Source organism: Rothia nasimurium (assembly GCF_928381705.1).
Taxonomy (GTDB): domain Bacteria; phylum Actinomycetota; class Actinomycetes; order Actinomycetales; family Micrococcaceae; genus Rothia; species Rothia nasimurium_G.
Genome location: NZ_CAKMSR010000003.1, coordinates 181,224 through 205,230, shown reverse-complemented (window position 1 = coordinate 205,230; position 24,007 = coordinate 181,224). Strand labels below are relative to the sequence as shown.

The 24,007-nt window shown below is 60.6% G+C and carries 21 protein-coding genes; 19 read left to right on the top strand and 2 right to left on the bottom strand.

Annotation, left to right across the window (positions count from 1 at the left end; genetic code table 11):
* Nucleotides 1-2 precede the first annotated feature (2 nt).
* From L6762_RS04190 to L6762_RS04110, 17 genes are all read left to right on the top strand, one after another.
* A complete protein-coding gene (locus L6762_RS04190) occupies nt 3-623 on the top strand; it encodes a shikimate kinase (protein WP_237185725.1) in 621 nt (206 codons plus the stop codon).
* Nucleotides 620-1,714 carry a 3-dehydroquinate synthase gene (gene aroB, locus L6762_RS04185; RefSeq protein WP_237185724.1) on the top strand — a complete coding sequence of 365 codons (1,095 nt, stop codon included), beginning with the start codon at nt 620-622 and terminating at the stop codon, nt 1,712-1,714. The genes L6762_RS04190 and aroB overlap by 4 nt, the downstream gene beginning before the upstream one ends.
* Before the next feature lie 107 nt (nt 1,715-1,821).
* Entirely contained in the window at nt 1,822-2,385 is a 564-nt protein-coding gene (efp, locus tag L6762_RS04180) for an elongation factor P (RefSeq protein ID WP_237185723.1), read from the top strand.
* Nucleotides 2,386-2,390: 5 nt separating this feature from the next.
* Complete coding sequence (gene nusB, locus L6762_RS04175; RefSeq protein ID WP_135012288.1) at nt 2,391-2,801, top strand: transcription antitermination factor NusB; 411 nt, start codon at nt 2,391-2,393, stop codon at nt 2,799-2,801.
* Between the two features lie 176 nt (nt 2,802-2,977).
* Nucleotides 2,978-3,598: a bifunctional pyr operon transcriptional regulator/uracil phosphoribosyltransferase PyrR gene (pyrR, locus tag L6762_RS04170; RefSeq protein WP_237185722.1), complete on the top strand. Its 621-nt coding sequence runs from the start codon at nt 2,978-2,980 to the stop codon at nt 3,596-3,598.
* Between the two features lie 2 nt (nt 3,599-3,600).
* Complete coding sequence (locus L6762_RS04165; protein ID WP_237185721.1) at nt 3,601-4,584, top strand: aspartate carbamoyltransferase catalytic subunit; 984 nt, start codon at nt 3,601-3,603, stop codon at nt 4,582-4,584.
* A gap of 21 nt (nt 4,585-4,605) precedes the next feature.
* Nucleotides 4,606-5,913 (top strand): dihydroorotase, encoded by a 1,308-nt coding sequence (locus L6762_RS04160; RefSeq protein ID WP_237185720.1) that lies wholly within the window; start codon nt 4,606-4,608, stop codon nt 5,911-5,913.
* An 18-nt stretch (nt 5,914-5,931) separates the two neighbouring features.
* Nucleotides 5,932-6,462 carry a hypothetical protein gene (locus tag L6762_RS04155; protein ID WP_237185719.1) on the top strand — a complete coding sequence of 177 codons (531 nt, stop codon included), beginning with the start codon at nt 5,932-5,934 and terminating at the stop codon, nt 6,460-6,462.
* Between the two features lie 52 nt (nt 6,463-6,514).
* A complete protein-coding gene (carA, locus tag L6762_RS04150) occupies nt 6,515-7,678 on the top strand; it encodes a glutamine-hydrolyzing carbamoyl-phosphate synthase small subunit (RefSeq protein ID WP_237185718.1) in 1,164 nt (387 codons plus the stop codon).
* 12 nt (nt 7,679-7,690) lie between these two features.
* Nucleotides 7,691-10,996: a carbamoyl-phosphate synthase large subunit gene (gene carB / locus L6762_RS04145; RefSeq protein WP_237185717.1), complete on the top strand. Its 3,306-nt coding sequence runs from the start codon at nt 7,691-7,693 to the stop codon at nt 10,994-10,996.
* Nucleotides 10,996-11,838, top strand: a complete 843-nt coding sequence (pyrF, locus tag L6762_RS04140) for an orotidine-5'-phosphate decarboxylase (protein WP_237185716.1) — start codon at nt 10,996-10,998, stop codon at nt 11,836-11,838. The genes carB and pyrF overlap by 1 nt, the downstream gene beginning before the upstream one ends.
* Nucleotides 11,839-12,080: 242 nt before the next feature.
* A complete protein-coding gene (gene mihF / locus L6762_RS04135) occupies nt 12,081-12,395 on the top strand; it encodes an integration host factor, actinobacterial type (RefSeq protein WP_237185715.1) in 315 nt (104 codons plus the stop codon).
* A gap of 8 nt (nt 12,396-12,403) precedes the next feature.
* The gene (gmk, locus tag L6762_RS04130) at nt 12,404-12,979 is read left to right on the top strand and encodes a guanylate kinase (RefSeq protein ID WP_237185714.1); all 576 of its coding nucleotides are present in this window, start codon (nt 12,404-12,406) and stop codon (nt 12,977-12,979) included.
* A 155-nt stretch (nt 12,980-13,134) separates the two neighbouring features.
* Nucleotides 13,135-13,521: a DNA-directed RNA polymerase subunit omega gene (gene rpoZ, locus L6762_RS04125; protein WP_423817080.1), complete on the top strand. Its 387-nt coding sequence runs from the start codon at nt 13,135-13,137 to the stop codon at nt 13,519-13,521.
* Nucleotides 13,522-13,534: 13 nt separating this feature from the next.
* Nucleotides 13,535-14,833: a bifunctional phosphopantothenoylcysteine decarboxylase/phosphopantothenate--cysteine ligase CoaBC gene (gene coaBC / locus L6762_RS04120; protein WP_237185712.1), complete on the top strand. Its 1,299-nt coding sequence runs from the start codon at nt 13,535-13,537 to the stop codon at nt 14,831-14,833.
* 5 nt (nt 14,834-14,838) lie between these two features.
* Nucleotides 14,839-16,044, top strand: coding sequence for a methionine adenosyltransferase (metK, locus tag L6762_RS04115; protein WP_237185711.1), 1,206 nt, complete (start codon nt 14,839-14,841; stop codon nt 16,042-16,044).
* Between the two features lie 14 nt (nt 16,045-16,058).
* On the top strand, nt 16,059-18,143 hold the full coding sequence (locus tag L6762_RS04110) for a primosomal protein N' (protein ID WP_237185710.1): 2,085 nt from the start codon (nt 16,059-16,061) through the stop codon (nt 18,141-18,143).
* A gap of 52 nt (nt 18,144-18,195) precedes the next feature.
* On the opposite strand, the gene L6762_RS04105 is transcribed toward L6762_RS04110, so the two are convergent.
* The gene (locus L6762_RS04105; RefSeq protein WP_237185709.1) at nt 18,196-19,308 is read right to left on the bottom strand and encodes a glycosyltransferase family 4 protein; all 1,113 of its coding nucleotides are present in this window, start codon (nt 19,306-19,308) and stop codon (nt 18,196-18,198) included.
* Between the two features lies 1 nt (nt 19,309).
* Nucleotides 19,310-20,227 (bottom strand): alpha/beta fold hydrolase, encoded by a 918-nt coding sequence (locus L6762_RS04100; RefSeq protein ID WP_237185708.1) that lies wholly within the window; start codon nt 20,225-20,227, stop codon nt 19,310-19,312.
* 233 nt (nt 20,228-20,460) lie between these two features.
* Between L6762_RS04100 and leuS the strand changes: the two genes are divergently transcribed.
* Both leuS and L6762_RS04090 read left to right on the top strand, forming a co-directional pair.
* On the top strand, nt 20,461-22,899 hold the full coding sequence (gene leuS, locus L6762_RS04095) for a leucine--tRNA ligase (RefSeq protein WP_237185766.1): 2,439 nt from the start codon (nt 20,461-20,463) through the stop codon (nt 22,897-22,899).
* 125 nt (nt 22,900-23,024) lie between these two features.
* A complete protein-coding gene (locus L6762_RS04090; RefSeq protein ID WP_237185707.1) occupies nt 23,025-23,933 on the top strand; it encodes a DegV family protein in 909 nt (302 codons plus the stop codon).
* Nucleotides 23,934-24,007 lie beyond the last annotated feature (74 nt).

The following is a 24,007-nucleotide window of genomic DNA, read 5'->3' as shown; positions in this document are numbered from 1 at the left end:
CCATGACCCCCCGATCACGTGACCACGCGATCGACATGACCGAGGTGCTCGCACCCAACCAGGTGCGCGAGGTGCAAGAAACCTATATCGAAAAATCCCGCCCGGTCGTGATCATCGGCCCCATGGCTGCGGGTAAGTCCTATATAGGCACCCACCTCGCACGCTTCTACGGCTACGAGTTCCTCGACTCTGACCACCTCATCGTCGAAAAGTACGGTGAGGTGTCACAAATCTTCGCCGACTACGGTGAAGCTGAGTTCCGCCGCATCGAAGCTGAGGTGATCCGTGAAGTGCTAACCTCACCAGCCCGGCGCAACACCATCTTTTCTCTTGGCGGGGGAGCTCCCATGACCCCCGAGGTGGCACGGGTGCTCAAAGACGAGACAGTTATCTACATCAAGGTTGATGCTGAAACCGTAGCCCCGCGCATTCAGAACAGCAAAACCCGGCCCCTGCTCCAGCCCAACCCGGTACAAAAGTGGACCGAAATTTTCGAGGCCCGCCGGGACCGCTATGAAGAGCTCGCCAGCTACACCTTGGATGCCTGTGGCGGCAGGGGAATTGCCGACATGGCAGCCGAAATTCAGAACTTCATCATCAAGAACCGAAAGGGTCAAGCGTGAGCGACCAGGCCACCACCGTCATACCCGTCACCGGCACCCAGCCTTCAGAAAACTACGACGTTTACGTAGGCCACAACCTGCTCGGCACCATCCCCGAGATCCTGGGCAACCGAACCCAGCGCATCCTGGTGATTCACCCCCGCGCCCTGCGCTCCACCGGTGAGCTGGTGATGGAGCAGATGCGCACGGCAGGGTTTGAGGCCTACTCGGCTGAAATTCCGGACGCCGAAGAGGGCAAGCACATTCAGGTTGCAGCCTTCTGCTGGCAGGTACTGGGGCAGAATGACTTCACCCGCACCGACGCAATTATTTCCGTTGGCGGCGGCGCCGTCACCGACCTCGCCGGCTTTGTGGCAGCAACCTGGTTGCGGGGCGTCCGTGTCATCCACATTCCCACCACCCTACTAGGCATGGTGGACGCCGCAGTCGGCGGCAAGACCGGCATCAACACCGCAGAGGGCAAGAACCTGGTGGGGGCCTTCCACCCGCCCGCAGCCGTCCTCTGCGAACTGGGTGTGCTGCGCACCCTGCCGCAGCACGAGCTGCTCACCGGTATGGCCGAAGTGATTAAGTGCGGCTTCATCGCAGACCCGGTGATTCTCGACCTGATCGAAGCGAACCCCGGAAAGATTCGTGACTCCCAGTCTGAGGTAGTGCGGGAGCTCATCGAGCGCTCCATTCGGGTTAAGGCTGAGGTGGTGTCTGAAGACCTGAAAGAGTCGGGCCGCCGTGAATTCCTGAACTACGGGCACACCCTGGGCCACGCCATCGAACACGCAGAACGCTACCAGTGGCGCCACGGTGCTGCTGTAGCAGTAGGCATGGTCTTCGCCGCAGAACTGTCCCTCGCCGCTGGCTACCTTGACGAGGCCACCGTCGAGCGAACCCGTGCCATCTGCACCGCCCTCGATCTGCCTACCACCTACCCGGCAGACCGCTGGCCCAAGCTGCTTGAAACCATGCGCCGCGACAAGAAGGCCCGCGGCAACATGCTGCGCTTCGTCGTTCTGGAAAGCCTGGGCAAGCCCCGCATTTACGAGGTACCCGACGACTCGATCCTGTTTATGACCTACCAGGAAATTGCCAGCTAGGTGTGAAACTCGCTAACTAATAGCGCAAAGCGGCGGGGGAGCCGGTAGACTGGTCTACGGTTTACCCCGCAACGCTTATTGAAAATTTCAGTTTAGAGGAGAGTCTGTTGGCTACTACCGCAGATATCAAGAACGGTGTCGTTCTCAAGATTGACGGCAACCTCTGGTCCGTCATCGAATTCCAGCACGTCAAGCCCGGTAAGGGCGGCGCTTTCGTCCGTACCAAGCTGCGTAACGTCACCTCAGGCAAGGTAGTTGATAAGACCTTCAACGCCGGCGCTAAGGTTGAGACCGCAACCGTCGACCGCTCCGACTACCAGTACCTCTACCAGGACGGCACCGACTACGTCTTCATGGACCTGAAGACCTACGACCAGATCAACGTATCAGAGGTCACCGTTGGCGACGCCGCCAAGTACATGCTCGAAAACCAGACCGCAACCATCGCTATGCACGAAGGTTCACCCCTCTACATCGAGCTCCCCGCCTCAGTCGTCCTCGAAATCACCTACACCGAGCCCGGCCTGCAGGGTGACCGCTCCACCGGCGGCACCAAGCCCGCAACCGTCGAGACCGGCGCCGAGATTCAGGTGCCCCTCTTCCTTGAAACCGGCACTAAGGTCAAGGTCGACACCCGCACCGGCGACTACCTCGGCCGCGTCAACGACTAAATACCGTGAATTCAAGAACCAAAGCTAGACTTCGCGCCCTCGAAGTCCTGTTTGAGGCCGATCAGCGCGGCGATGACGTCATTGACGTCCTGATTCGCCGCCGCACCTACACCTCAGCGCAGATTTCGCTCTACTCCGAGCAGATTGTTCGTGGCGTACGCGACCACGACGAAGAGATTCGCGAGTACATCGAAACCTACGCCCAGGACTGGACCATGGACCGCATGCCCAGCGTGGACCGCGTGGCTCTGCGGCTCGGCGCTTGGGAGCTCCTCTTTAACGATGAGATTCCCGATGCCGTAGCTATCTCAGAGGCTACCGGCCTGGTTCGCCTGCTGTCGACCGACGATTCACCCAAGTTTGTGAATGGCCTGCTCGACCGCCTGCGCCAGGTGAAGCCCACCCTGCTGGCCTAGGCCCATAGGTACCATCTAAATCAGAAAAACCCACCTCGTTGGTGGGTTTTTCTGATTTAGATGGTACCTACTGAAAACTGTCTCAAATTCAGCCGCGGTGAGGGGTGGACGTGATACATTGAGGTGTGACAGCAACCTTTAAGTCCGTCCTGTGAGGCGGGGAAGGAGGCCGGCACATGACCGATACCACAGGTATACCCACCGACGTATCTGCAGGAGCCCACCGGGTCATCCTGGAGTCAGCCGACATTGAGCGAGCTCTTACTCGCATCGCCCACGAAATTCTTGAAGCCAACAAAGGCAGCGAGAACCTGGTTCTCCTGGGTATTCCGCGCCGAGGTTTCCCCCTAGCCCAGCGTCTGGCCGATAAAATCGCCCAGACCGATTCCGGCTTCAATCCCGCTTTTTCTCTGGGGCAGCTCGACATCACCATGTACCGTGATGACCTGCTTTCAAAACCGGGGCGGACGCCTGAGCCCACCCGCTTGCCCGCAGCGGGGATTGAGGGGCGCACCGTCGTCCTCGTTGACGATGTACTTTTTTCAGGGCGCACCATCCGCGCCGCCCTCGATGCCCTCAAGGACTACGGCCGCCCCGACGCCGTCCGCCTCGCTGTGCTGGTTGACCGCGGCCACCGCCAGCTCCCCATCCGCGCAGATCACGTGGGAAAGAACCTGCCCACCAGCACCCATGAATCGGTTAAGGTGCTGCTCTCATCCATCGACGGTGAGGACGACAAGGTGATTATTTCTCAGCCCGCCCACTCCGCTACCTCAGCCCAGGAAGGAGGGGAGTAGCCATGCGTCACCTGCTCGATACCAAGGATCTCTCCCTTGACGATGCCCTCAACATTCTCGATACCGCCGACTACATGGGTGAGGTCGGCCAGCGCGAGGTAAAGAAACTCCCCGTGCTCCAGGGGCGCACCGTGGTCAACCTCTTCTTTGAAGACTCGACCCGCACCCGCCTGTCCTTCGAAGCTGCCGAAAAGCGCCTGTCTGCCGACATCATCAACTTCTCAGCCAAGGGTTCTTCCGTCTCTAAGGGAGAGTCGCTCAAAGACACCGCCCAGACCCTGGCAGCAATCAACGCCGACGCCGTGGTAATTCGCCACAGCGCATCGGGTGCCCCCCAGCGTCTGGCTGAAGCTGGCTGGATTGACGTGCCCGTGCTCAACGCCGGTGACGGCACCCACGCCCACCCCACCCAGGCCCTGCTGGACGCCATGACCCTGCGCCAGTTCAAGGCCCAGGTTGAGGGCGTCACAACCCGTGGCCTCACCCTAGAGGGTCTGCGGGTGGCGATTGTGGGCGATATCCTGCACTCCCGCGTGGCCCGCTCCAACCTCTGGCTGCTCCACACCCTGGGAGCAACCGTCAAGTTCGTTGCCCCACCCACCCTGCTCCCGGTAGATATCGAAAACTGGCCGGCAGAGATTTACTACAACCTCGACGACGCCATCGAGTCGGGAGTTGACGCGGTGATGATGCTGCGTATCCAGAAAGAACGCATGAACGCGGCCTTCTTCCCCTCATCCGAGGAATACTCCCGCCTGTGGGGGCTTACCCCCGAGCGCTTTGCCCGCCTCGACGCGTCCGCCCACGAAACCGCTATCCTGCACCCCGGCCCCATGAACCGCGGCCTCGAAATCTGCGCCGAAGCAGCAGACTCACCCCGCTCCTGGGTGCTGCGCCAGGTCACCAATGGTGTGTCTGTACGCATGGCGGTGCTCTACCTGCTCATGACCGGTGGCTCCGCCAACGACTTCTACCCCGGCTCCTAAGCCCTGGACGAAAGAGAAACAATGACTGAATCTGTTTACCTCATCAAGGGCGCCTCACTGCTAGGTGAGAAAACCGCCGATATTTTGATCAAGGACGGCCTCATCGCTGAAGTTGGCGAGAACCTTGCGGACGCCGACGCCCAGGTCGTCGAGGCCCAGGGGCTTATCGCCCTGCCCGGCCTGGTCGACCTGCACACCCACCTGCGTGAACCCGGCCAGGAGGACGCCGAAACCGTCGAAACCGGCACCCGTGCTGCAGCCCTGGGCGGTTACACCGCCGTCTTTGCCATGGCTAACTCCAACCCCGTTGCCGATACTGCCGGTGTGGTGGAGCAGGTCTATGAGCTGGGTAAGAACTCCGGCTGGGTCAAGGTTCAGCCTATCGGTGCTGTAACCGTGGGCCTGGCAGGGGAGCGCCTCTCAGATATCGGAGCGATGGCTGAATCCCGCGCCCAGGTGCGCGTCTTCTCAGACGACGGCATGTGCGTCTGGGACCCGGCCCTGATGCGTCGAGCCCTGGAATACGTCAAGACCTTCAACGGCGTTATCGCCCAGCACGCCCAGGAACCCCGCCTGACCGAAGGCGCCCAGATGAATGAGGGCAAGGTGTCAGCAGAACTGGGTTTGGCTGGCTGGCCCGCTGTTGCTGAAGAATCCATCATCGCCCGTGACGTGCTGCTGGCTGAACATGTTGGTTCCCGCCTGCACATCTGCCACCTCTCAACCAAGGGCTCCGTTGAAATCGTGCGCTGGGCTAAGGAACGCGGCATCAAGGTAACCGCCGAGGTCACCCCCCACCACCTGCTGCTGACCGATGAGCTGGTGCGCACCTACGACCCCGTTTACAAGGTCAACCCGCCCCTGCGCACCGAAGAGGACGTGCTGGCCCTGCGTCAGGCAGTTGCCGACGGCATCATCGACATCATCGGCACCGACCACGCACCCCACCCCGCCGAATCCAAGGACTGCGAGTGGGCCTGCGCTGCTAACGGTATGACCGGCCTTGAGCAGGCACTGTCCATCATCCAGAAGACCCTGGTTGATACCGGCTACATCACCTGGGCCGACGTTGCCCGCATCATGAGCACCAAGCCCGCCGAAATCGGTCTGGCAGCCGACCAGGGCCGTCCGCTCGAAGCGGGGGAGCCCGCCCACCTGGTCTTGGTTGACCCCGCAGCCACCCGCGTCATTGACCCTGCCGCTCAGGCAACCAAGGGTAAGAACAACCCCTACCGGGGCCTGGAAGTTCCCGGCGCGGTCGTAGCCACCTTCTTCGGCGGTCACCCCACCGTTCTCGACGGTGCACTAAACACCCCGTCCGCTAAGTAACCCGCTAGGAGAGTGCCCGTGTCTGACAAGCTAATTCCCACCCTGATCCTGGCTCTTGTTGCCGCCCTCATCTTCTGGGCTATGTGGCAGGGCTGGAAGAGTAGGAAGCAGCGTCAGGTTCACACCGGCACCCTGCTCGATGTGCCTGAGCGCTACGACGACGCCGAATCCCTACTTGCGGTACCCGGCACCTATGTTGCCACCACCGTCATGGGGGACTGGCTCGACCGTATCGCCACCAACACCCTGGGCGTGAAATCAACCGGTGTCTTCTTCGTGTACGAAGACGCTGTCATCATCATGCGCAACGGCTCCCAAGATATCTGGATTCCCGCCAGCGACATTATCGGTGTGCGCACCGAAGCCGGTATGAACGGTAAGTTCGTCGAGAAGGACGGCCTGGCCGTCCTCTCCTGGTCACTCAACGGCAACCCCGTCGATACCGGCTTCCGCACCCGCTATGCAGCTGACAAAAAATCAATCCTGGATGCCGTTGCAGCTATCGCGCCCCAGGCTACCGTCGGCCACGACACTCTGGCCCGCCCCTAAGTTTCCACCTGCTGATTGCAGGTGCCTACACCAACCAACAGGAAGTGTGTGAATGTCCCACCCAGCACCCACCCCACGTGCAGCAGTACTCGTCCTTGAAGACGGTACCTTCTACCGCGGCGAAAGCTACGGCGCCACCGGCAAGACCCTTGGCGAAGCGGTCTTCTCAACCGGCATGACCGGCTACCAGGAAACCCTGACCGACCCCTCCTACGCGGGGCAGATCGTGGTTCAGACCGCGCCCCATATCGGCAACACCGGCGTTAACACCGAGGACGCCGAATCCCGTAAAATCTGGGTTGCAGGCTATGCCGTTCGCGACGCAGCCCGACGCCCCTCCAACTGGCGCTCAGAGCGCTCTCTCGATGAAGAGCTGGTAGAGCAGGGCATCGTGGGTATTCAGGGCATCGACACCCGTGCTCTGACCCGCCACCTACGCAGCGCCGGTTCCATGCGCGCCGGTATCTTCACCGGTGCTGACGCCGAGCTTCCCCTGGCAGACCTGGTTGCCCAGGTACAGGCAGCAGCCGAGATGAAGGGCCAGAAACTGGCTGACTCTGTCTCCATTGACGAGGCCTACACCGTAGAACCCGCTGACCTCGGCTGGGACGGGGACGTTAAGGCAACCCTGGTTGCCCTTGACCTGGGCATCAAGGCCATGACTCCCAAGCGTTTTGCCGAGCGCGGCGTCCGCGTGCACGTGCTGCCCGCAACCGCTACCTTAGAGGACATCACTGCCCTGAACCCCGATGGCGTCTTCTTCTCCAACGGGCCCGGCGACCCCGCAACTGCGGACGACCAGGTTCAGCTCCTCCAGTCCGTGCTGCGTACCGGCACCCCCTTCTTCGGTATCTGCTTCGGCAACCAGCTCTTGGGGCGGGCCCTGGGCTTTGGTACCTACAAGTTGCCCTTCGGCCACCGCGGCATCAACCAGCCCGTCATGGACCGCACCACCGGCAAGGTAGAAATCACCGCCCAGAACCACGGCTTTGCCGTGGACGCCCCCCTGGATGGAGCCGTCACCGCACCCAACGCTGAATTCGGTCGCGTCGAAGTTTCCCACGTAGGACTCAACGACCAGGTAGTCGAGGGCCTGCGCTGCCTCGACATCCCCGCCTTCTCGGTGCAGTACCACCCCGAAGCAGCAGCAGGTCCCCATGACGCTGCCTACCTCTTTGACCGTTTCATCGACCTCATGCTCGAGAAGAAGAACTAAGGACACCGAACCATGCCGAAGCGTAACGATCTCAACTCAATTCTCGTCATCGGTTCTGGCCCGATTGTGATCGGTCAGGCCGCCGAATTCGACTACTCGGGCACCCAGGCCCTGCGCGTGCTCAAGGAAGAAGGCGTGCGCGTCATTCTGGTCAACTCCAACCCGGCCACTATCATGACCGACCCCGAGTTCGCCGACGCCACCTACATCGAACCGATTACCCCCGAGGTCATCGAAAAGATTATCGCCAAGGAAAAGCCCGACGCGATCCTCCCCACCCTCGGCGGCCAGACCGCCCTCAACGCAGCTATCGCCCTCGATGAGCAGGGCATTCTCGATAAGTACGGTGTTGAGCTCATCGGTGCCAACATCGAAGCCATCAACCTGGGCGAAGACCGTGAGGCCTTCAAGGGCGTTGTCGAACGTGCGGGCGGCGAGTCTGCCCGCTCCGTTATCGTCCACACCATGGACGAAGCCCTCGAAGCTGCCAAGGAACTGGGCTACCCCATGGTGGTCCGCCCCTCCTTCACTATGGGTGGTCTAGGTTCAGGTATGGCCTATAACGAAGAAGACCTGCACCGCATCGCAGGTGCCGGTATCCAGTACAGCCCCACCAGCGAGGTTCTTCTCGAAGAATCCATCCTGGGCTGGAAGGAATACGAACTGGAAATGATGCGAGATAAGAACGACAACGTGGTTGTCGTCTGCTCCATCGAAAACTTCGACCCCGTAGGCGTGCACACCGGCGACTCCATCACCGTGGCTCCCGCTCTGACTCTGACCGACCGTGAGTACCAGAAGCTCCGTGATATCGCTATCAACGTGATTCGCGAAGTTGGCGTCGATACCGGTGGCTGCAACATCCAGTTTGCTATTGATCCCGCGACTGGCCGCGTCATCGTCATTGAGATGAACCCCCGTGTCTCCCGCTCGTCCGCTCTGGCGTCTAAGGCAACCGGCTTCCCGATTGCCAAGATCGCCACCAAGCTCTCCCTGGGCTACACCCTGGACGAGATCCCCAACGACATCACCCAGAAGACCCCGGCCTCCTTTGAACCCACCCTCGACTACGTCGTGGTCAAGGTGCCCCGCTTTGCCTTTGAGAAGTTCCCAGCAGCAGACCCCACCCTGACCACCACCATGAAGTCAGTGGGCGAGGCCATGGCCCTGGGCCGCAACTTCACCGAAGCCCTGCAGAAGGCCATGCGCTCCATGGAGCAAAAGGGCTCGACCTTCCGCTTCGACAACCCCGAACTCGGTGCGGACGAACTGGCTGCCCTGATTGAGCAGACCAAGACCGCTACCACAGACCGTATTTTCCAGGTCCAGCGGGCCCTGCTGGCCGGTGCCACAGTTGAAGAGATGTACGAGGCAACCGCCATCGACCCCTGGTTCCTGGACCAGCTGGTGCTGCTCAACGAGGTAGCCGCAGAAATCGCTGCCTCCAAGACCCTGGACGAGCGGACTCTGCGCCTGGCCAAGCGTCACGGTTTCTCCGATGCCCAGATTGGTGAGATTCTGGGCATGAACGAGGCAGTAGTGCGCGGTATCCGCCACGCCCTGAACATCCGCCCCGTCTTCAAGACCGTTGATACCTGCGCCGCCGAGTTTGAGGCCTTCACCCCCTACCACTACTCCTCCTACGACCAGGAGGACGAGGTAGCCCACCACGAGAAGCCCTCCATTATGATTCTGGGTTCCGGCCCCAACCGAATTGGCCAGGGTATTGAATTTGACTACTCCTGTGTTCACGCCTCCATGGTGCTGCGTGAAGCTGGCTACGAGACCGTGATGGTCAACTGCAACCCCGAGACCGTATCTACCGACTACGACATCTCAACTCGCCTCTATTTTGAGCCCCTGACCCTAGAAGATGTGCTTGAAATTGTTGAGGCCGAGCGCCGTACCGGTGGCCTGCTGGGCGTCTTCGTTCAGCTCGGCGGCCAGACCCCGCTCAAGCTTGCTCAGGAACTTAAGGCAGCCGGTATCCCGATTCTGGGTACCTCACCCGAGGCTATCGACCTGGCCGAGGACCGCGGCGAATTCTCCCGTGTGCTCGAAGAATCTGGTTTGCTTTCCCCCAAGAACGGCACAGCCTACACCTTCGAGAATGCCAAGAAGATTGCGGACGAAATCGGCTACCCCGTGCTGGTGCGCCCCTCCTACGTACTGGGTGGCCGCGGCATGGAAATTGTCTACTCAGAGGCCCAGCTGGCCCGCTACCTAGAGAACGCCACCGAGGTTTCCCCCTCCCAGCCCGCTCTGATCGATAAGTTCCTTGAGGACGCCGTCGAAATCGACGTCGACGCCCTCTTTGACGGTGAAGAGCTTTACCTGGGCGGCGTCATGGAGCACATCGAAGAGGCCGGTATTCACTCGGGCGACTCCGCCTGCACCCTGCCCCCCATCACCCTGGGCCCGGACGTCATCGAGCAGGTCAAGGAGGCAACCTACAAGATCGCCGCCGGCGTGGGCGTGCGCGGTCTGATCAACATTCAGTTCGCTGTAGCTTCTGAGATTCTCTACGTCATCGAGGCTAACCCCCGCGCTTCTCGCACCGTGCCCTTTGTTTCAAAGGCGACCGGTGTGCAGATGGCGAAGGCCGCAGCCCTCATCGGTACTGGCAAGACCATTGCCGACCTCAAGGCCGAAGGCTACCTGCCCGCAAATATGGACGGCGCCTCCCTGCCCGCCGAAACCGCTATCGCAGTCAAGGAAGCTGTGCTGCCCTTTAGCCGTTTCCGCACTCCCGAGGGCATCGTGGTTGACTCCCTGCTCGGCCCCGAAATGCGCTCTACCGGTGAGGTCATGGGCCTGGACCGCCACTTCGATACCGCCTTCGCTAAGGCTGAGGCGTCTGCCGGTTCTAAGCTGCCGACCGAGGGTAAGGTCTTCGTTTCGGTTGCCAACCGTGATAAGCGCAACTCCATCATCTACGTCAAGATGCTGCAACAGCTGGGCTTCGATATCGTCTCCACCGGCGGTACCGCTGAAGTTCTGCGCCGCAACGGTGTTGAGTCCCTGGTCGTCCCCAAGATCGCAGAGACCAAGGACGGGGAGCGTTCCATCGTCGATATGGTGCGCGATGGCGATATTGACCTGATCTTCAACACCCCCTCTGGCGGTCAGGCCCGCGGTGATGGCTACGAGATCCGCGCTGCGGCCACCTCGGTAGGCTGCCCCGTGATGACCACTGTCTCTGAATTTGGTGCCGCAGTTCAGGGTATTAACGCCCTGCGCGAATACAGCTGGGATGTGATGAGCCTGCAGGAGCACGGCGCGTCCATCGAGGCAGCCCTGAAAGCGCGGGAGGCCTAATGTCATACGGTTTTGGTGATCGCCTGGCTGCAGCCATGGGGGAGAAGGGGCCCCTCTGCGTGGGCATAGACCCCCACCCCTCCCTCCTTGAGGCCTGGGGGCTCCCCGATACGGCGGCGTCCTTGAGCACTTTCGCTACTGCCGTGCTTGAGGCCTGTGGCCCGGTGGCCGCAGCCCACAAGCCCCAGGTGGCGCTCTTTGAGCGCCACGGCTCTGCGGGTCTTGCCGCTCTGGAGCAACTTCAGCGCGATGCTGCGGACGCCGGTGTGCTGGTAGTTGCGGATGCCAAACGTGGTGATATCGGATCGACCATGGCAGCCTATGCGGACGCCTGGCTAGGGGAGGCTTCCCCCCTGGGAACCGATTCGGTGACGCTCAGCCCCTACCTGGGTTTTGAGTCTCTGCGCCCTGCTCTAGACCTCGCTGACCGCAATAACCGGGGTACCTTCGTTCTGGCACTCACGTCTAACCCCGAGGGGCAGACAGTTCAGCATGTGGGTGGAAGCTCCTCGGTGGCATCCCTCATTATCGAGGCAGCTCGTGCTGAGAACGGTCAGCGCCAGTGGGAGGCGATGGGCCCCTGCGGTCTGGTGGTAGGAGCAACCGTAGCAGGTGCCTTGAAGAAGCTAGAGATTGACCTCTCAGCCTTCAACGGCCCTATTCTGGCACCGGGTTTCGGTGCTCAGGGAGCTACAGCGCACGACCTCTATACCGTTTTTGCCGGTATTGAGAACCAGGTGCTGGTGAACTCGAGTCGAGGCGTGCTGGCGGCGGGGCCGTCGACTCAAGGGCTACGTCAGGCAGCTGAAAAGGCTCGTGACGAGCTTCTAAACGCCCGGTAGAGTCTAGACCAACAAAAATGGTGGGAGTTTGAAACAAATTCCCACCATTTTTGTTTAAAACAAGGTTACCGACGGGTAACTATCTTCCATAACCGTTTCTGACATGCTATTTTGTAATTGTTGGTTCGCAAATAGATAAGCAACAACCCCCAAGAATGAGCAAAGCTGCTCGGTTGCCTGTTTATTCCAGCACACCCCACCCCTTTTGCCTCACACGGCATCTCGCACAGAAGGATTAGAATATGCCACTCCAGCCTCTCACCGAAGAACAGCGAGCAGCAGCCCGCAACAAGGCCAAGAAGGCCCGGGTCACCCGCGCCGAAATCAAGGACGCCGTTAAGAACAAGCAGATTACTATCGCAGAAGTTCTCAAGCGCGCCGAAACTGACGAAGCAGTCGCTAGACTGAAGGTAACCGACCTGCTCACCTCCCTGCCGGGTGTGGGTGAGGTACGGACCGAGAATATTTTGAACGAACTGAACATTGCTGCGTCCCGCCGTCTGCGTGGTCTTGGTATCCACCAGCGTAAGGCACTCATCAATCTTCTCGACCGATAAGGGAAACCATGGCTGAACAGAACGCCGCACCTAAACTGACCGTGCTAGCTGGCCCAACCGCCGTTGGCAAGGGAACCGTGTCTGCTTACATTCGTGAGCACTACCCCGAGGTGTGGTTCTCTGTCTCCGCCACCACCCGCGATCCCCGTCCGGGCGAAGAGGACGGCGTGCACTACTACTTTGTCTCAGACGAAGAGTTTGAGTCGATGGTAGAGAACCGCCAGATGCTGGAATGGGCCACCGTGCATAACTCCTACAAGTACGGCACGATTCGATCCATGGTTCAGAAGCAGCTGGACGCCGGTAAGCACGTCCTGCTTGAAATTGACCTGCAGGGCGCACGTCAGGTTCGTAACGCTATGCCCGAAGCGCAACTGATTTTCTTGGCTCCTCCCAGCTGGGATGAGTTAGTCTCCCGTCTCATTGGCCGCGGCACCGAATCTCCCCAGGAGCAGGAAGCCCGCCTCGATACAGCCAAGATTGAGCTGGCTGCTGAGCCCGAGTTTGATTACACCGTCATCAACGAAACCGTGGCAGAAGCGGCTGAGGAAATCGTGCGCCTCATGGGTGCAGACCGCTCATAGCCTCTGCGCCTGCTAGGGCGGCGGTTTAGGGGAATATCACCCCTGCACCGTCGCCCTTTTGCGTGACAAAAAATCGGTTGACCGATAGTATAGGTAGAGTTTTATGCCACCGGTAGCGCCGGTGGTGAGCAAGCATAGTTAAGATGGAGTCTTACGTGGCAAACGCACACAACGATGAAGGTATCATCAATCCCAGCGCAGACGCTCTGATCCAAAAAGCTGAGTCGAAGTACGGTCTGGTGATTTTTGGTGCTCGCCGTGCTCGCCAGATTAACGCCTACTACTCACAGCTTCATGAGAACCTGTACGATCACGTTGGCCCCCTGGTAGATTCTGAGCCCAACGAGAAGTCGCTCTCTGTGGCTATGCGTGAAATCAATGAAGGCCTGATTGAGGCCCGCCATATTACCGATGGCCAGTTCGATGAAAACGGCACCCTGCTGCACGACGAAGAGCCCAGCGCCTTCCTGGCCGGTGGCGATTTCTACATCGACGAACCCTTCGTTGAGTACGTTGACGCTGAAGACGCAGATCAGGCCTAATCTGCAGTAGCTCATGCGAGTTGTTATTGGCATTGGAGGGGGCATTGCTGCCTATAAGGCGGCAATGCTCCTTCGTCTTTTTGGTAAAGCCGGGCACGAGGTTATAGCCGTGCCCACCGAAGCTGCCCTCAAATTTGTAGGTCGGCCCACCCTCGAAGCTCTGAGCGGCAACCCCGTATCGGTGGATGTTTTTGAGCGGGTTCCCGAGGTCAACCACGTACGCCAAGCTGAAGAGGCTGATGCTGTTATTGTTGTCCCGGCAACGGCTGACCTCATGGCCCGTTTAGCAGCAGGGCGGGCAAATGACCTACTGACTGCAACAGTGCTCACTACGCATGCCCCGGTAATTCTTGCACCGGCTATGCACACTCAGATGTGGGAGCACCCGGCTACCCAGGCCAACGTAGCGACCCTGAAATCCTACGGCTATCACATCATCGAGCCTGCCGTGGGTCGGCTGACCGGCCCAGACTCCGGTGTCGGTCGTCTGCCTGAACCTGAAGATATCTATGCCCAGGCTTTAACGCTTTTGGGGTGGAATCAGGACGCCGCAGGTGAGGGGCAGTCGACAGGGGGCAGTGACCTGCCCCTGGCTGGTCAGCGCCTGCTCATTACGGCTGGTGGTACCCGCGAAGCGCTTGACCCGGTGCGGTTCTTGGGCAACCGCTCTTCGGGAAAGCAGGGTATTGCACTGGCTACCGCAGCCAGTGAACTCGGCGCTAAGGTTCACCTCGTTGCAGCCCACGTTGAGGTTGAGATACCGGGTCATCTAGACAGGGTTACCCGGGTATCGAGTGCCCTTCAACTGCGTGAGGCTGTCTTTGCACACCTGGCTGACACCGACGTCCTGATGATGACGGCAGCGGTAGCCGACTTTAGGCCGGCTGACTATGTTGGTACCAAGATTAAAAAGACGGACGACCCCGGCCAAGACCCCGTGATTAGGCTGGTGCGTAACCCCGACGTCCTCAAAGAAGCTGTGCTCTACCGCCAGAGCAACCCCCAGCAGGCCCCCCACACCATCGTCGGTTTTGCTGCTGAAACCGGGGATGCCACCACCAGCCCGATCGAGTATGGCCGAGCGAAACTGGCCCGCAAGGGTTGCGATTACCTGGCTGTGAACACCGTCAGCGAAACCCAGGGCTTTGGCGCAGAAGATAACGCCATCACCCTGCTTTCGGCTAAAGGCGGGCGTGAGGTAAGCCTGCAGGGTAGCAAGCTTGACGTCTCCCGTGCAATGCTTCGTCATATAGCGCAAGAATTCAACAATCATTCATCAAGTAGCCCTGATGGGCCGAGAGAAGTACAGTAAAAACCGTGACAGAAAATACCCATCTTCGTTTATTCACCAGTGAGTCCGTCACCGAGGGCCACCCCGACAAGATTTGTGACCAGATCTCGGACTCTATTCTGGATGCCCTGCTGACCGTAGATCCCCTCTCTAACGTGGCAGTTGAGACCCTGGTAACCACCGGTCAGGTCCACGTAGCTGGCGAGGTAACCACTAACGGTTATGTTGATATTCCCAGCATTGTTCGCAAGACCATCTTGAACATCGGCTATAACTCCTCAACCCACGGCTTCGACGGCGAATTCTGTGGCGTTTCGGTTTCGATTGGCGAGCAGTCACCCGACATCAATTCGGGTGTCTACAACTCCCTCGAGGCCCGCCAGGGTACCGCAAGCGACGACCTGGACCGCCAGGGCGCTGGCGACCAGGGCATCATGTTCGGTTACGCCACCAACGAGACCGATGTGCTGATGCCCGCTCCCATCTATGTTGCTCACCGCCTGGCTGAACAGCTGACTAAGGTGCGTAAGGACGGCACCCTGCCTAACCTTCGCCCCGACGGCAAGACCCAGGTAACCCTGGGCTACGACGAGAACTTCAAGCCCGTCATGATCGATACCGTGGTAGTCTCAACCCAGCACACCGCTGATTACGACCTGGACCAGCTTGCTGCCGATATCAAGCAGTACGTAATTGAACCTGTTCTAGCCAGCTTCGACTTCGACTCGTCCAAGGCTAAGTTCATCATCAACCCCGCAGGTCGCTTCGTACAGGGTGGCCCTGTAGGTGACGCTGGCCTGACCGGACGCAAGATTATTGTGGATACCTACGGCGGTATGGCCCGCCACGGTGGTGGTGCCTTCTCGGGCAAGGACCCTTCAAAGGTAGACCGCTCCGCTGCCTACGCCATGCGCTGGGTTGCCAAGAACATCGTTGCTGCCGGCCTTGCCGACCGGGCAGAGGTCCAGGTTGCCTACGCTATCGGCCAGGCTGCTCCCGTGGGTATCTACGTTGAGACCTTTGGCACCGAAAAGGTTGAGATCTACAAGATTGAACAGGCTATCCGTGAGGTCTTTGACCTGCGCCCGCTGGCCATTATCCGTGACCTGGAGCTCCGCCGTCCTATCTACGCCAAGACCGCAGCTAACGGCCACTTCGGACGTGAAGACCGCGAGTTCACCTGGGAACGCACCAACCGTGTGAGCGAACTCAAGGCGGCTGTAGGCCTCTAAGCTAAAATGTCTGTATGACAACGGCACCCACCCCCGAATCCCTGCAACCAGATTTGTTGCAGGGATTCGACATACCCGATGCGCACCTGGTCGGCTCTACAGCAGCCGAGGACGCCGCGGTGCAATTACCGATTGCCCGGGTGCACATCGACACCCATGTGCCCCACCTAGACCGCCTCTTCGACTACCGGGTGCCAGCAGCTCTCGATGAAGAGGCTCAGCCCGGGGTGCGGGTGAGGGTCAAATTCGGGGGACGGGAGGTTACTGGCTGGTTACGGGAGCGCGTAGAGCATTCGGACGCCCCCGCCCGGCTTGTACCCTTACATAAGGTAATTTCGCCCCTGCCGGTCGTCACTCCTGAGGTCTTTGAGCTAGCCGATGCTTTGGCCGAGCGCTACGCCGGGCTAGTGCCCGATGTTCTCCGTCTGGCAGTACCCCCGCGGGTTGCCAGCGTTGAAAAGGACTTCCTAGAGATAGAAGAGCCTGCTGAGCAGTCTGTACCCGTCTGCCCCGATCTCACCGGTTTTGCCGACTACGCCCAGGGGACAGAATTTTGCGAGGACCTACTCGCTGGGCACCAGGCCCGAGCGGTGATGGCTGTGTTGCCCTCCCACCCGGAACGCAGCTGGGAGCAGCTCCTGGCGTCCGCACTGGTGGCAACCGCCTCAACGGGTAGGGGAGCCCTGGCAATCGTACCCGACCACAAGAGCCTAGATCGGCTCACCGCTGCCCTGGAAGAGCTGGTGGAGGCGGACACCTTCGTGCGATTGACCGCCAACGACAAGCCCACACCGCGCTACCGCAACTACCTCAAAGCCCAGAGCGGTCAGGTGCAGATTGTTATCGGCACCCGGTCGGCTGCCTATGCCCCCGTAGCTAACCTGGGGCTGGTAGCCTGCTGGGACGACGGGGATTCTTCCCTGGTGGAACAAAGGGCACCCTATTGCCAGGCCCGGGACGTTCTTCTGCTGCGGGCCACCCTCGAAAAGACGGCAGCCCTTTTTATGGGCTACTCTGTCTCCAGCGAGGCTGCCCGGCTGGTGCGTACCCGCTGGGCCACCTTCCTAGGGGCAGATCGAGCCCTGGTCAGGTCATTCACCCCCCGGGTCATGCCCACCGGCGACGACTACCAGCTAGCCCGCGACCCCTTGGCCGCTATCGCTCGTATTCCCCATCAGGCTTTTGCCGTAGCTAAGGATGCCCTAGCCACCGGGCCCGTCCTTATTCAAGTGGCCCGCGCTGGCTACATTCCGGCCCTGTCCTGCCAGCGTTGCCGTATGCCCGCCCGTTGCGATAACTGCCGCGGACCTCTCACCCAGCCAGCTGGTGGAAGTGCCCCCCAATGCGGCTGGTGCGGCCATCTCGCCCACCACTGGCACTGCCTAGACTGCGGCTTCAACCGCTGGCGCACCGGCATCGCGGGAGCCCTTCGTACAGCTGAAGAACTCGGCCGTGCTTTCCCCGGCGTCCCGGTGATTACCTCCAGCGGCGAGAACATCAAAACCAGCATCGGCCCAGAACCGGCCCTGGTCATCGCCACCCCCGGCGGCGAACCGGTAGCTGAGGGCGGTTATGCAGCTGCCCTGCTGCTCGATGCCGACCGGATGCTCCAGTTCGACTCCCTGCGCGCCCCTGAAACCGCCCTTCGGCGCTGGTTGAACGCAGCAGCCCTGGTGCGCTCCTTTGCCGTGGGCGGCCGCGTCGTCACCACGGCCAGTCCCTCGGCAGCTCTCGAAGCCCTGGTGCGCTGGGACCCCATGGGCTTTGCCCTCTGGGAAATGGACGAGCGTGCCGAAATTGGCCTACCCCCGGCCGTCCGCACCGCCGCCATTACCGGTAGTGAGCGTGCCGTGCAGGTCTTTTTGGAGGCTATTACCCTGCCCGATGAGGCCCGCGTCAACGGCCCCATGCCCCTGGCCGATTCGACCGGCTACTACGAGGGGGAAGCCGACAGCGACCTCTACCGTGCCATTATCTTCTTCCCCTACACGGTGGGAGCCAAACTCACCCACCACCTGCGCTCTATCAAGGCCTCGCTAGCTGCCCTGAAAAAGAGCGAGCCCGTGCAGATACGCTGCGACGGGCTCGATATTCTCTAGGTCTGCCCGGTGCCTGGGGCAGCGGGGGCAAGCGCCCGGGGCGGTTAGGTTTCTACTGCCGATGCAGGGAAGAGGCCAGTTCCAGCAGGGTGAGGGCGCTCTGTTCCCAGGTGTAGCGGGCGGCATCCGCAAGACCGTTCACAATGCTGGTCTGCTGGACTTGCCGGTCTTCTAGGTCTCGTACCGCCTGCGCAAAGGCAAAGGGGGAGCTGGTCTCCGCAAAGAGGGCTGAGGGTGCTATCTCCCGGAAAATCGGGATATCCGACAGCACCACGGGGCAACCCGCCGACTGGGCCTCCACCACAGGCAACCCGTAGCCTTCTTCCCGCGAGGCGGTGAGCAGGGCGGCGGCGGTGCGGAGCAGCTGGCGGTAGTCTTCATCGCTGGTTCCCCCGTGGAACACCACGTTTTCTCCCGCGAGAGGGGCAAGTTCTTCCAGGCGCGCCGGGGCTGCCTTGGAGAGTAGGTGCAGGCGGTAGTCCGGCAGGAACTTCATGGCCTGCAGCAGGGTTTCAACGTTTTTGTAGGGCATGAAAGAGCCCATGTAGATCAAGTCTTTGGTGCGGGCCGGGGCCAGCTCGAGCGCCTGCTCCTGGGTCACAAAATCCTTAGCCTGGGGGGCATTGGGTATCACCGTAATGGGGTTGGTGGTCAGCTCGTGTTCCCGCATCAAAGCCGCCGTGGTCTGCGATACCGTAGCGACGGCGTCCGCCCGGTTCAGCAGGTAGCGCTGCGGCGCGTAGGTGGTGTGGAAGACCCGCCAACCCAGCTGAACCGGCAGGGGGAGGAAGCCCGGCGGCGTGGGGTGGGAGTAGTAAATCAAATCGTGCAGGGTCAGGATCAGCTTGAACTGCCTGCCCAGCCCACCCAGCCCGATGGTTTGCATGGGCGAGAAGACCACGTCGGGGCAGTAGCGGTTGAGCTGCAGGGCGGCGGTGGGTTCCAGGGCGGACGTCGGCGCACAGATCTGCACGGACGGTAGGTCGGGGAGCATCTCAAGCTGACGCTGATCGCTAATGACCATGGTGAGCTCCAGGTCTTCCGGCAGGCGCCGGTCACCGGCGTCCGCTAGCTCCTTGAGGGCAAAGAGTAAGGACGCGGTGTAGCGGCTAATACCGTCGTGAAAACCGATGCGGGTATAGCGGGCATCAATAAAGAGTTTCATGCTACTTACCCTCCTCTAGGTCTTGGGAATGAAAGTCAGCAATCAGGGAAGCAGCCCGCAGGGGAGTCTCGTAGTGAATCAGGTGGCCGACCTCGGGAATAATATCGAGCCGCCCCCGCTGGAGTTTACGGGCCATGGCCTGCTGAAGTTCCAGAGTACCCAGGTCGTCTTTCTCCGCCACAATGAGCTGGACCGGCATCGGCAGGGCCGGGGTGAAATCAGCTGCGGTAGAACTAATGGATGCCCGGTAGGCCTGTAGAACCGCCTCGCGGGAGGCAAAGGCACCGAAGTAGGCATCGTGCTGGCCGTTGATGAACCGGCGCAGGGCGGGGTCGTGATTTTTCATCATGAACTCACTGCTCAACCTGGTCACCAGGCGGGAGCGCAGCAGGGCAAAGCCCAGGGAAGCAGGTAGGGCAGCTCCCGCACCGTAATAGAGCTCAGCCAGGCGGCTCATCACCTTTTGATCCCCCTCAAGGGCAGGCTGGCAGATGGGGTTAATCAGGGTCAAACGCTCTACCAGATGGGGGCGTACCAGGGCAGTATAAGAGCTCACGATCGACCCGAAAGAGTGACCCACCAGGTGCACAGGGCTGCCCACAGCGGTCTCAATGAAATCAACCAACCAGGCAGCATAGGTGCTCACCGCATGCTCAGCCCCCTCAATCGGGGCAGTTTTACCAAAGCCCGGCAGATCAGGGATATAAACACAAAAATCCTTCAGGCCGGTGGCAATGATTTCAAGGCCGTGGTGATCGCCCCTAAAGCCGTGCACCAAAACCAGGGGAGCGGCGTCCGCGTTTCCATACACCCACCAGCGGCTGTAGGTGCCACCAACCCAGCCCTCGTAGCGCGTCCCGGCAGGAACCTGCTGAGGTACCGGCTCAAAAACACCGGCCGAGTGGGGGCTTGCAGACATAGTGACTCCTTCTCTCTACCCCCACCACTGTACCGCCTCACCCCCCACTTCTCAGTGGGCAAACTGCCACCGGGCAAAGCAAGCCCAAGCGCGGTACACTAGGAAGCAAACTATTGACAGCTCAGACTCGTGCGCGCCCAAAAAGCGCAAGCACCACTCGACAGACAGGAAACACGGTGACTGCTGAGGTAGAACCTACCGAACAGAACGAAACCACCTGGGACTTCCGCTCCATGGAAGCCAAGTGGCAGCCCTACTGGGAAGAAACCAAGGTTTTTGAACCCACCAACGAAGAAGGCAAGGAAACCCGCTACGTAGCGGATATGTTCCCCTACCCCTCCGGCGACCTCCACATGGGCCACGCCGAAGCCTTCGCCATTGGCGACGTCACCGCCCGCTTCTGGAAGCAAAAGGGCTACGATGTGCTGCACCCCATCGGCTGGGACTCCTTCGGCCTGCCCGCAGAAAACGCAGCCATCAAGAACAACACCCACCCCAAAGAGTGGACCTACAAGAACATCGAGACCCAGGCCGGTTCTTTCAAGCGCTACGGCATTATGACCGACTGGTCCCGCCGCCTGCACACCTCTGACCCCGAATACTACAAGTGGACCCAGTGGCTCTTCCAGCAGTTCTACAAGAAGGGCCTGGCCTACCGTAAGTACTCCCAGGTCAACTGGTGCCCCAAGGACCAGACCGTGCTGGCCAACGAGCAGGTTGTCAACGGCGAGTGCGAACGTTGCCACACCCCCGTGACCAAGAAGTCTCTGAACCAGTGGTACTTCAAGATCACCGACTACGCCCAGGAACTGCTGGACGACATGAAGGAACTGGAGGGCCACTGGCCCGACCGCGTGCTGGCTATGCAGCGCAACTGGATCGGCCGTTCCGAGGGTGCCGAGGTTACTTTTGAGGTTGAGGCTGCCGGCAACAAGCCCGCCACCACCGTAGACGTCTTCACCACCCGCCCCGATACCCTCTACGGAGCAACCTTCTTCATCGTGGCAGCCGACGCCGACCTGGCCCTCGACCTGGTAACCGACGACCAGCGGGAAGCCCTGGAAGCCTACCGCGAAGAGATCAAGGTTCTGTCGGATATCGACCGCCAGTCCACCGACCGCGAGAAGACCGGCGTTTTCCTGGGCCGTTACGCCATCAACCCCCTGACCGGCGATAAGCTGCCCCTGTGGGCCTCGGACTACGCCCTGGCCGACTACGGCACCGGCGCACTGATGGCGGTTCCCGCCCATGACCAGCGCGACCTGGACTTCGCCCGCAAGTTCGACATCCCCGTCATCACCGTTCTCGACACCGGTGAGGACGACCCGGCAGAAACCGGCGTCGCTACCACCGGCGATGGTGTGCACATCAACTCCGGCCCGCTGGATGGCCTGAACAAGGCTGACGGCATCTCAAAGGCCATTGAGATTCTTGAAGAGAAGGGTGTAGGCACCGGCAAGGTCAACTTCCGCCTGCGTGACTGGCTGCTCTCCCGCCAGCGCTTCTGGGGCTGCCCCATCCCCGTCATCCACTGTGAAGAGCACGGCGAACAGCTGGTTCCGGAAGAGCAGCTGCCCGTCCTGCTTCCCGATAACCTGGCCGGTGAAGACCTGGCGCCCAAGGGCCAGTCACCCCTGGCAGCTGCCACCGACTGGAACACCGTTCCCTGCCCCGTCTGCGGTAAGGACGCCAAGCGCGACTCAGACACCATGGACACCTTCGTGGATTCCTCCTGGTACTTCCTGCGCTACGTCTCACCGAATTACGACCAGGCTATCTTCGACCCCGAGCAGATGAAGAAGTGGAACCAGGTCGACATGTACGTCGGCGGTGTTGAGCACGCGATTCTGCACCTGCTCTACGCCCGCTTCTTCACCAAGGTCATCCGCGACCTGGGCCTGATTGAACACTCTGAGCCCTTCAAGGCCCTGATGAACCAGGGCCAGGTGCTCAACCAGGGTAAGGCTATGTCCAAGTCACTGGGTAACGGTGTTGACCTGGGCCAGCAGCTCGATAAGTTCGGCGTCGATGCCGTCCGCACCGTCATGGTCTTCGCCTCCCCGCCCGAGGACGATGTCGACTGGGCTGACGTTTCCCCCGCAGGTATGCAGAAGTTCCTGGCCCGCGCCTGGCGCGTTGCCCAGGACGTCACCAGCGAGGTGGGGGCGGACGGCGCAAGCGGCGACGCTGCCCTGCACAAGCTGGTGCACCGCACCGTCCACGACGTCGATGCCCTGGTAGAGAACGGCAAGTTCAACGTTGCCGTGGCCAAGACCATGGAGCTGGTCAACGCTACCCGCAAGGTCATTGACTCCGGTGCAGGTGCTGCCGACCCGGCCGTCCGCGAGGCTGCTGAGACTATCGCCATCCTGCTCTCCCTCTACGCCCCCTACACCGCAGAGGACGCCTGGCATCTGCTCGGCCACGATACCCCGGTACTGACTGCGGGCTGGCCCGAGGTCGACCCGGCCCAGCTGGTAGACGATACCGTCACCGCAATCGTGCAGGTCAAGGGCAAGGTCAAGGATCGCCTGGAGGTCGCTAAGGATATTTCTGAGGCCGATCTTGAAGCCCTGGCTCTGGGGTCAGAGGCCGTTCAGCGAGCCCTGGGCGACGCTGAGGTGCGCAAGGTTATTGTGCGTGCCCCCAAGCTGGTCAACATTGTGATCTAGTGAGACCTAGATAGAGATGATCGGGTGCTCCTTCCGTAGAGAGGGGCACCCGATTTTTCTATCTTTTGAGTGATTGCTATGGACTGAGTCACTCCAAGGGCTTGGCTAGGCGGTAGAGTAGTGAGGTGCGTTCTATAGCCCTGGTCACCGATTCATCTGCTGCCCTGCCCGCCGCTACCCTTGAAGAGCTCAAGGCCGAAGGCGGGTTTAGCCTGGTTGAGCTACCGGTCACCGTGGGCGACCGCGCTTTGAATGACCTACCGGCCGATCAGATAGATGCCGCTATCGCTTTAGCCCATGTCCAGGGGGAGCAGGTGCTGACCTCTGGCGTTGCGCCGGGTGCCCTGGTGGACGCCTACGAGCAGCTAGCAGCCCAGGGCTACTCTGCGATTATCTCGGTTCATTTATCGGGGGAACTGTCGGGTACCTGCGACTCGGCCCGTTTAGCGGCGCAGCTGGTCGATGTACCGGTGGTGGTGGTTGACTCGCTCAATCTAGCGATGGGGCTGGGCGAGCCGGTGCTCCGTCTGCACCGCCTCCTTGCCCGCGAGCAGGACTTAGAGCAGGCCACCGCTGTAGCCGAGGAGCTCTGTGCTTCTACTGAGCTCTTTTTCTTTATCCCTACCCTGGACGCTCTTAAACGGGGCGGACGCGTCAGCCCCGCTTTAGCTATGGTGGGCCAGATGTTTCAGATTCGGCCTGTGGCTACCGTGCTTGATGGCAAACTGCACTACGTTGAGCGCCCCCGCACTACAGCTAAGGCGATTGAACGGCTTGCAGCTTTGACCGAACAGGCCAGCGCCGAGCGAGCCGGTGAATTACCCCTGGATGTACCGCTGAAGGATAGGGAAGCAGCCAACCTGCTCAGACGCCAGGGGCAGGTGGTTGCCATCCATTACAGCGGTAATGAGGAGCAGGCGCGGGAGTTTCAGCAGACCCTGGGGTCTATCGCCTCTGGGGCCGTGCTGACGCCCCTGCCCCCAGTGCTCTCTGCCCATGCGGGCTTAGGGGCCCTGGCAGCCGTTATTTTCTAGAGTTATGTTCAAGATGGTGCAGAGCCCCTGTGGATAGGGGCCTGGGTCGCGTCATCTTGTGACTCGCCTGCACC

Bases quoted from the DNA above. Each gene is read 5' to 3' on its own strand.
- L6762_RS04160 (WP_237185720.1), top strand. From the start codon at position 4,606: ATGACTGAATCTGTTTACCTCATCAAGGGCGCCTCACTGCTAGGTGAG.
- mihF (WP_237185715.1), top strand. From the start codon at position 12,081: ATGCCACTCCAGCCTCTCACCGAAGAACAGCGAGCAGCAGCCCGCAAC.
- L6762_RS04190 (WP_237185725.1), top strand. From the start codon at position 3: ATGACCCCCCGATCACGTGACCACGCGATCGACATGACCGAGGTGCTC.
- pyrF (WP_237185716.1), top strand. From the start codon at position 10,996: ATGTCATACGGTTTTGGTGATCGCCTGGCTGCAGCCATGGGGGAGAAG.
- carA (WP_237185718.1), top strand. From the start codon at position 6,515: ATGTCCCACCCAGCACCCACCCCACGTGCAGCAGTACTCGTCCTTGAA.
- pyrR (WP_237185722.1), top strand. From the start codon at position 2,978: ATGACCGATACCACAGGTATACCCACCGACGTATCTGCAGGAGCCCAC.
- L6762_RS04100 (WP_237185708.1), bottom strand. From the start codon at position 20,227: ATGTCTGCAAGCCCCCACTCGGCCGGTGTTTTTGAGCCGGTACCTCAG.
- leuS (WP_237185766.1), top strand. From the start codon at position 20,461: ATGGAAGCCAAGTGGCAGCCCTACTGGGAAGAAACCAAGGTTTTTGAA.
- coaBC (WP_237185712.1), top strand. From the start codon at position 13,535: ATGCGAGTTGTTATTGGCATTGGAGGGGGCATTGCTGCCTATAAGGCG.
- L6762_RS04165 (WP_237185721.1), top strand. From the start codon at position 3,601: ATGCGTCACCTGCTCGATACCAAGGATCTCTCCCTTGACGATGCCCTC.
- gmk (WP_237185714.1), top strand. From the start codon at position 12,404: ATGGCTGAACAGAACGCCGCACCTAAACTGACCGTGCTAGCTGGCCCA.
- L6762_RS04105 (WP_237185709.1), bottom strand. From the start codon at position 19,308: ATGAAACTCTTTATTGATGCCCGCTATACCCGCATCGGTTTTCACGAC.
- L6762_RS04110 (WP_237185710.1), top strand. From the start codon at position 16,059: ATGACAACGGCACCCACCCCCGAATCCCTGCAACCAGATTTGTTGCAG.
- carB (WP_237185717.1), top strand. From the start codon at position 7,691: ATGCCGAAGCGTAACGATCTCAACTCAATTCTCGTCATCGGTTCTGGC.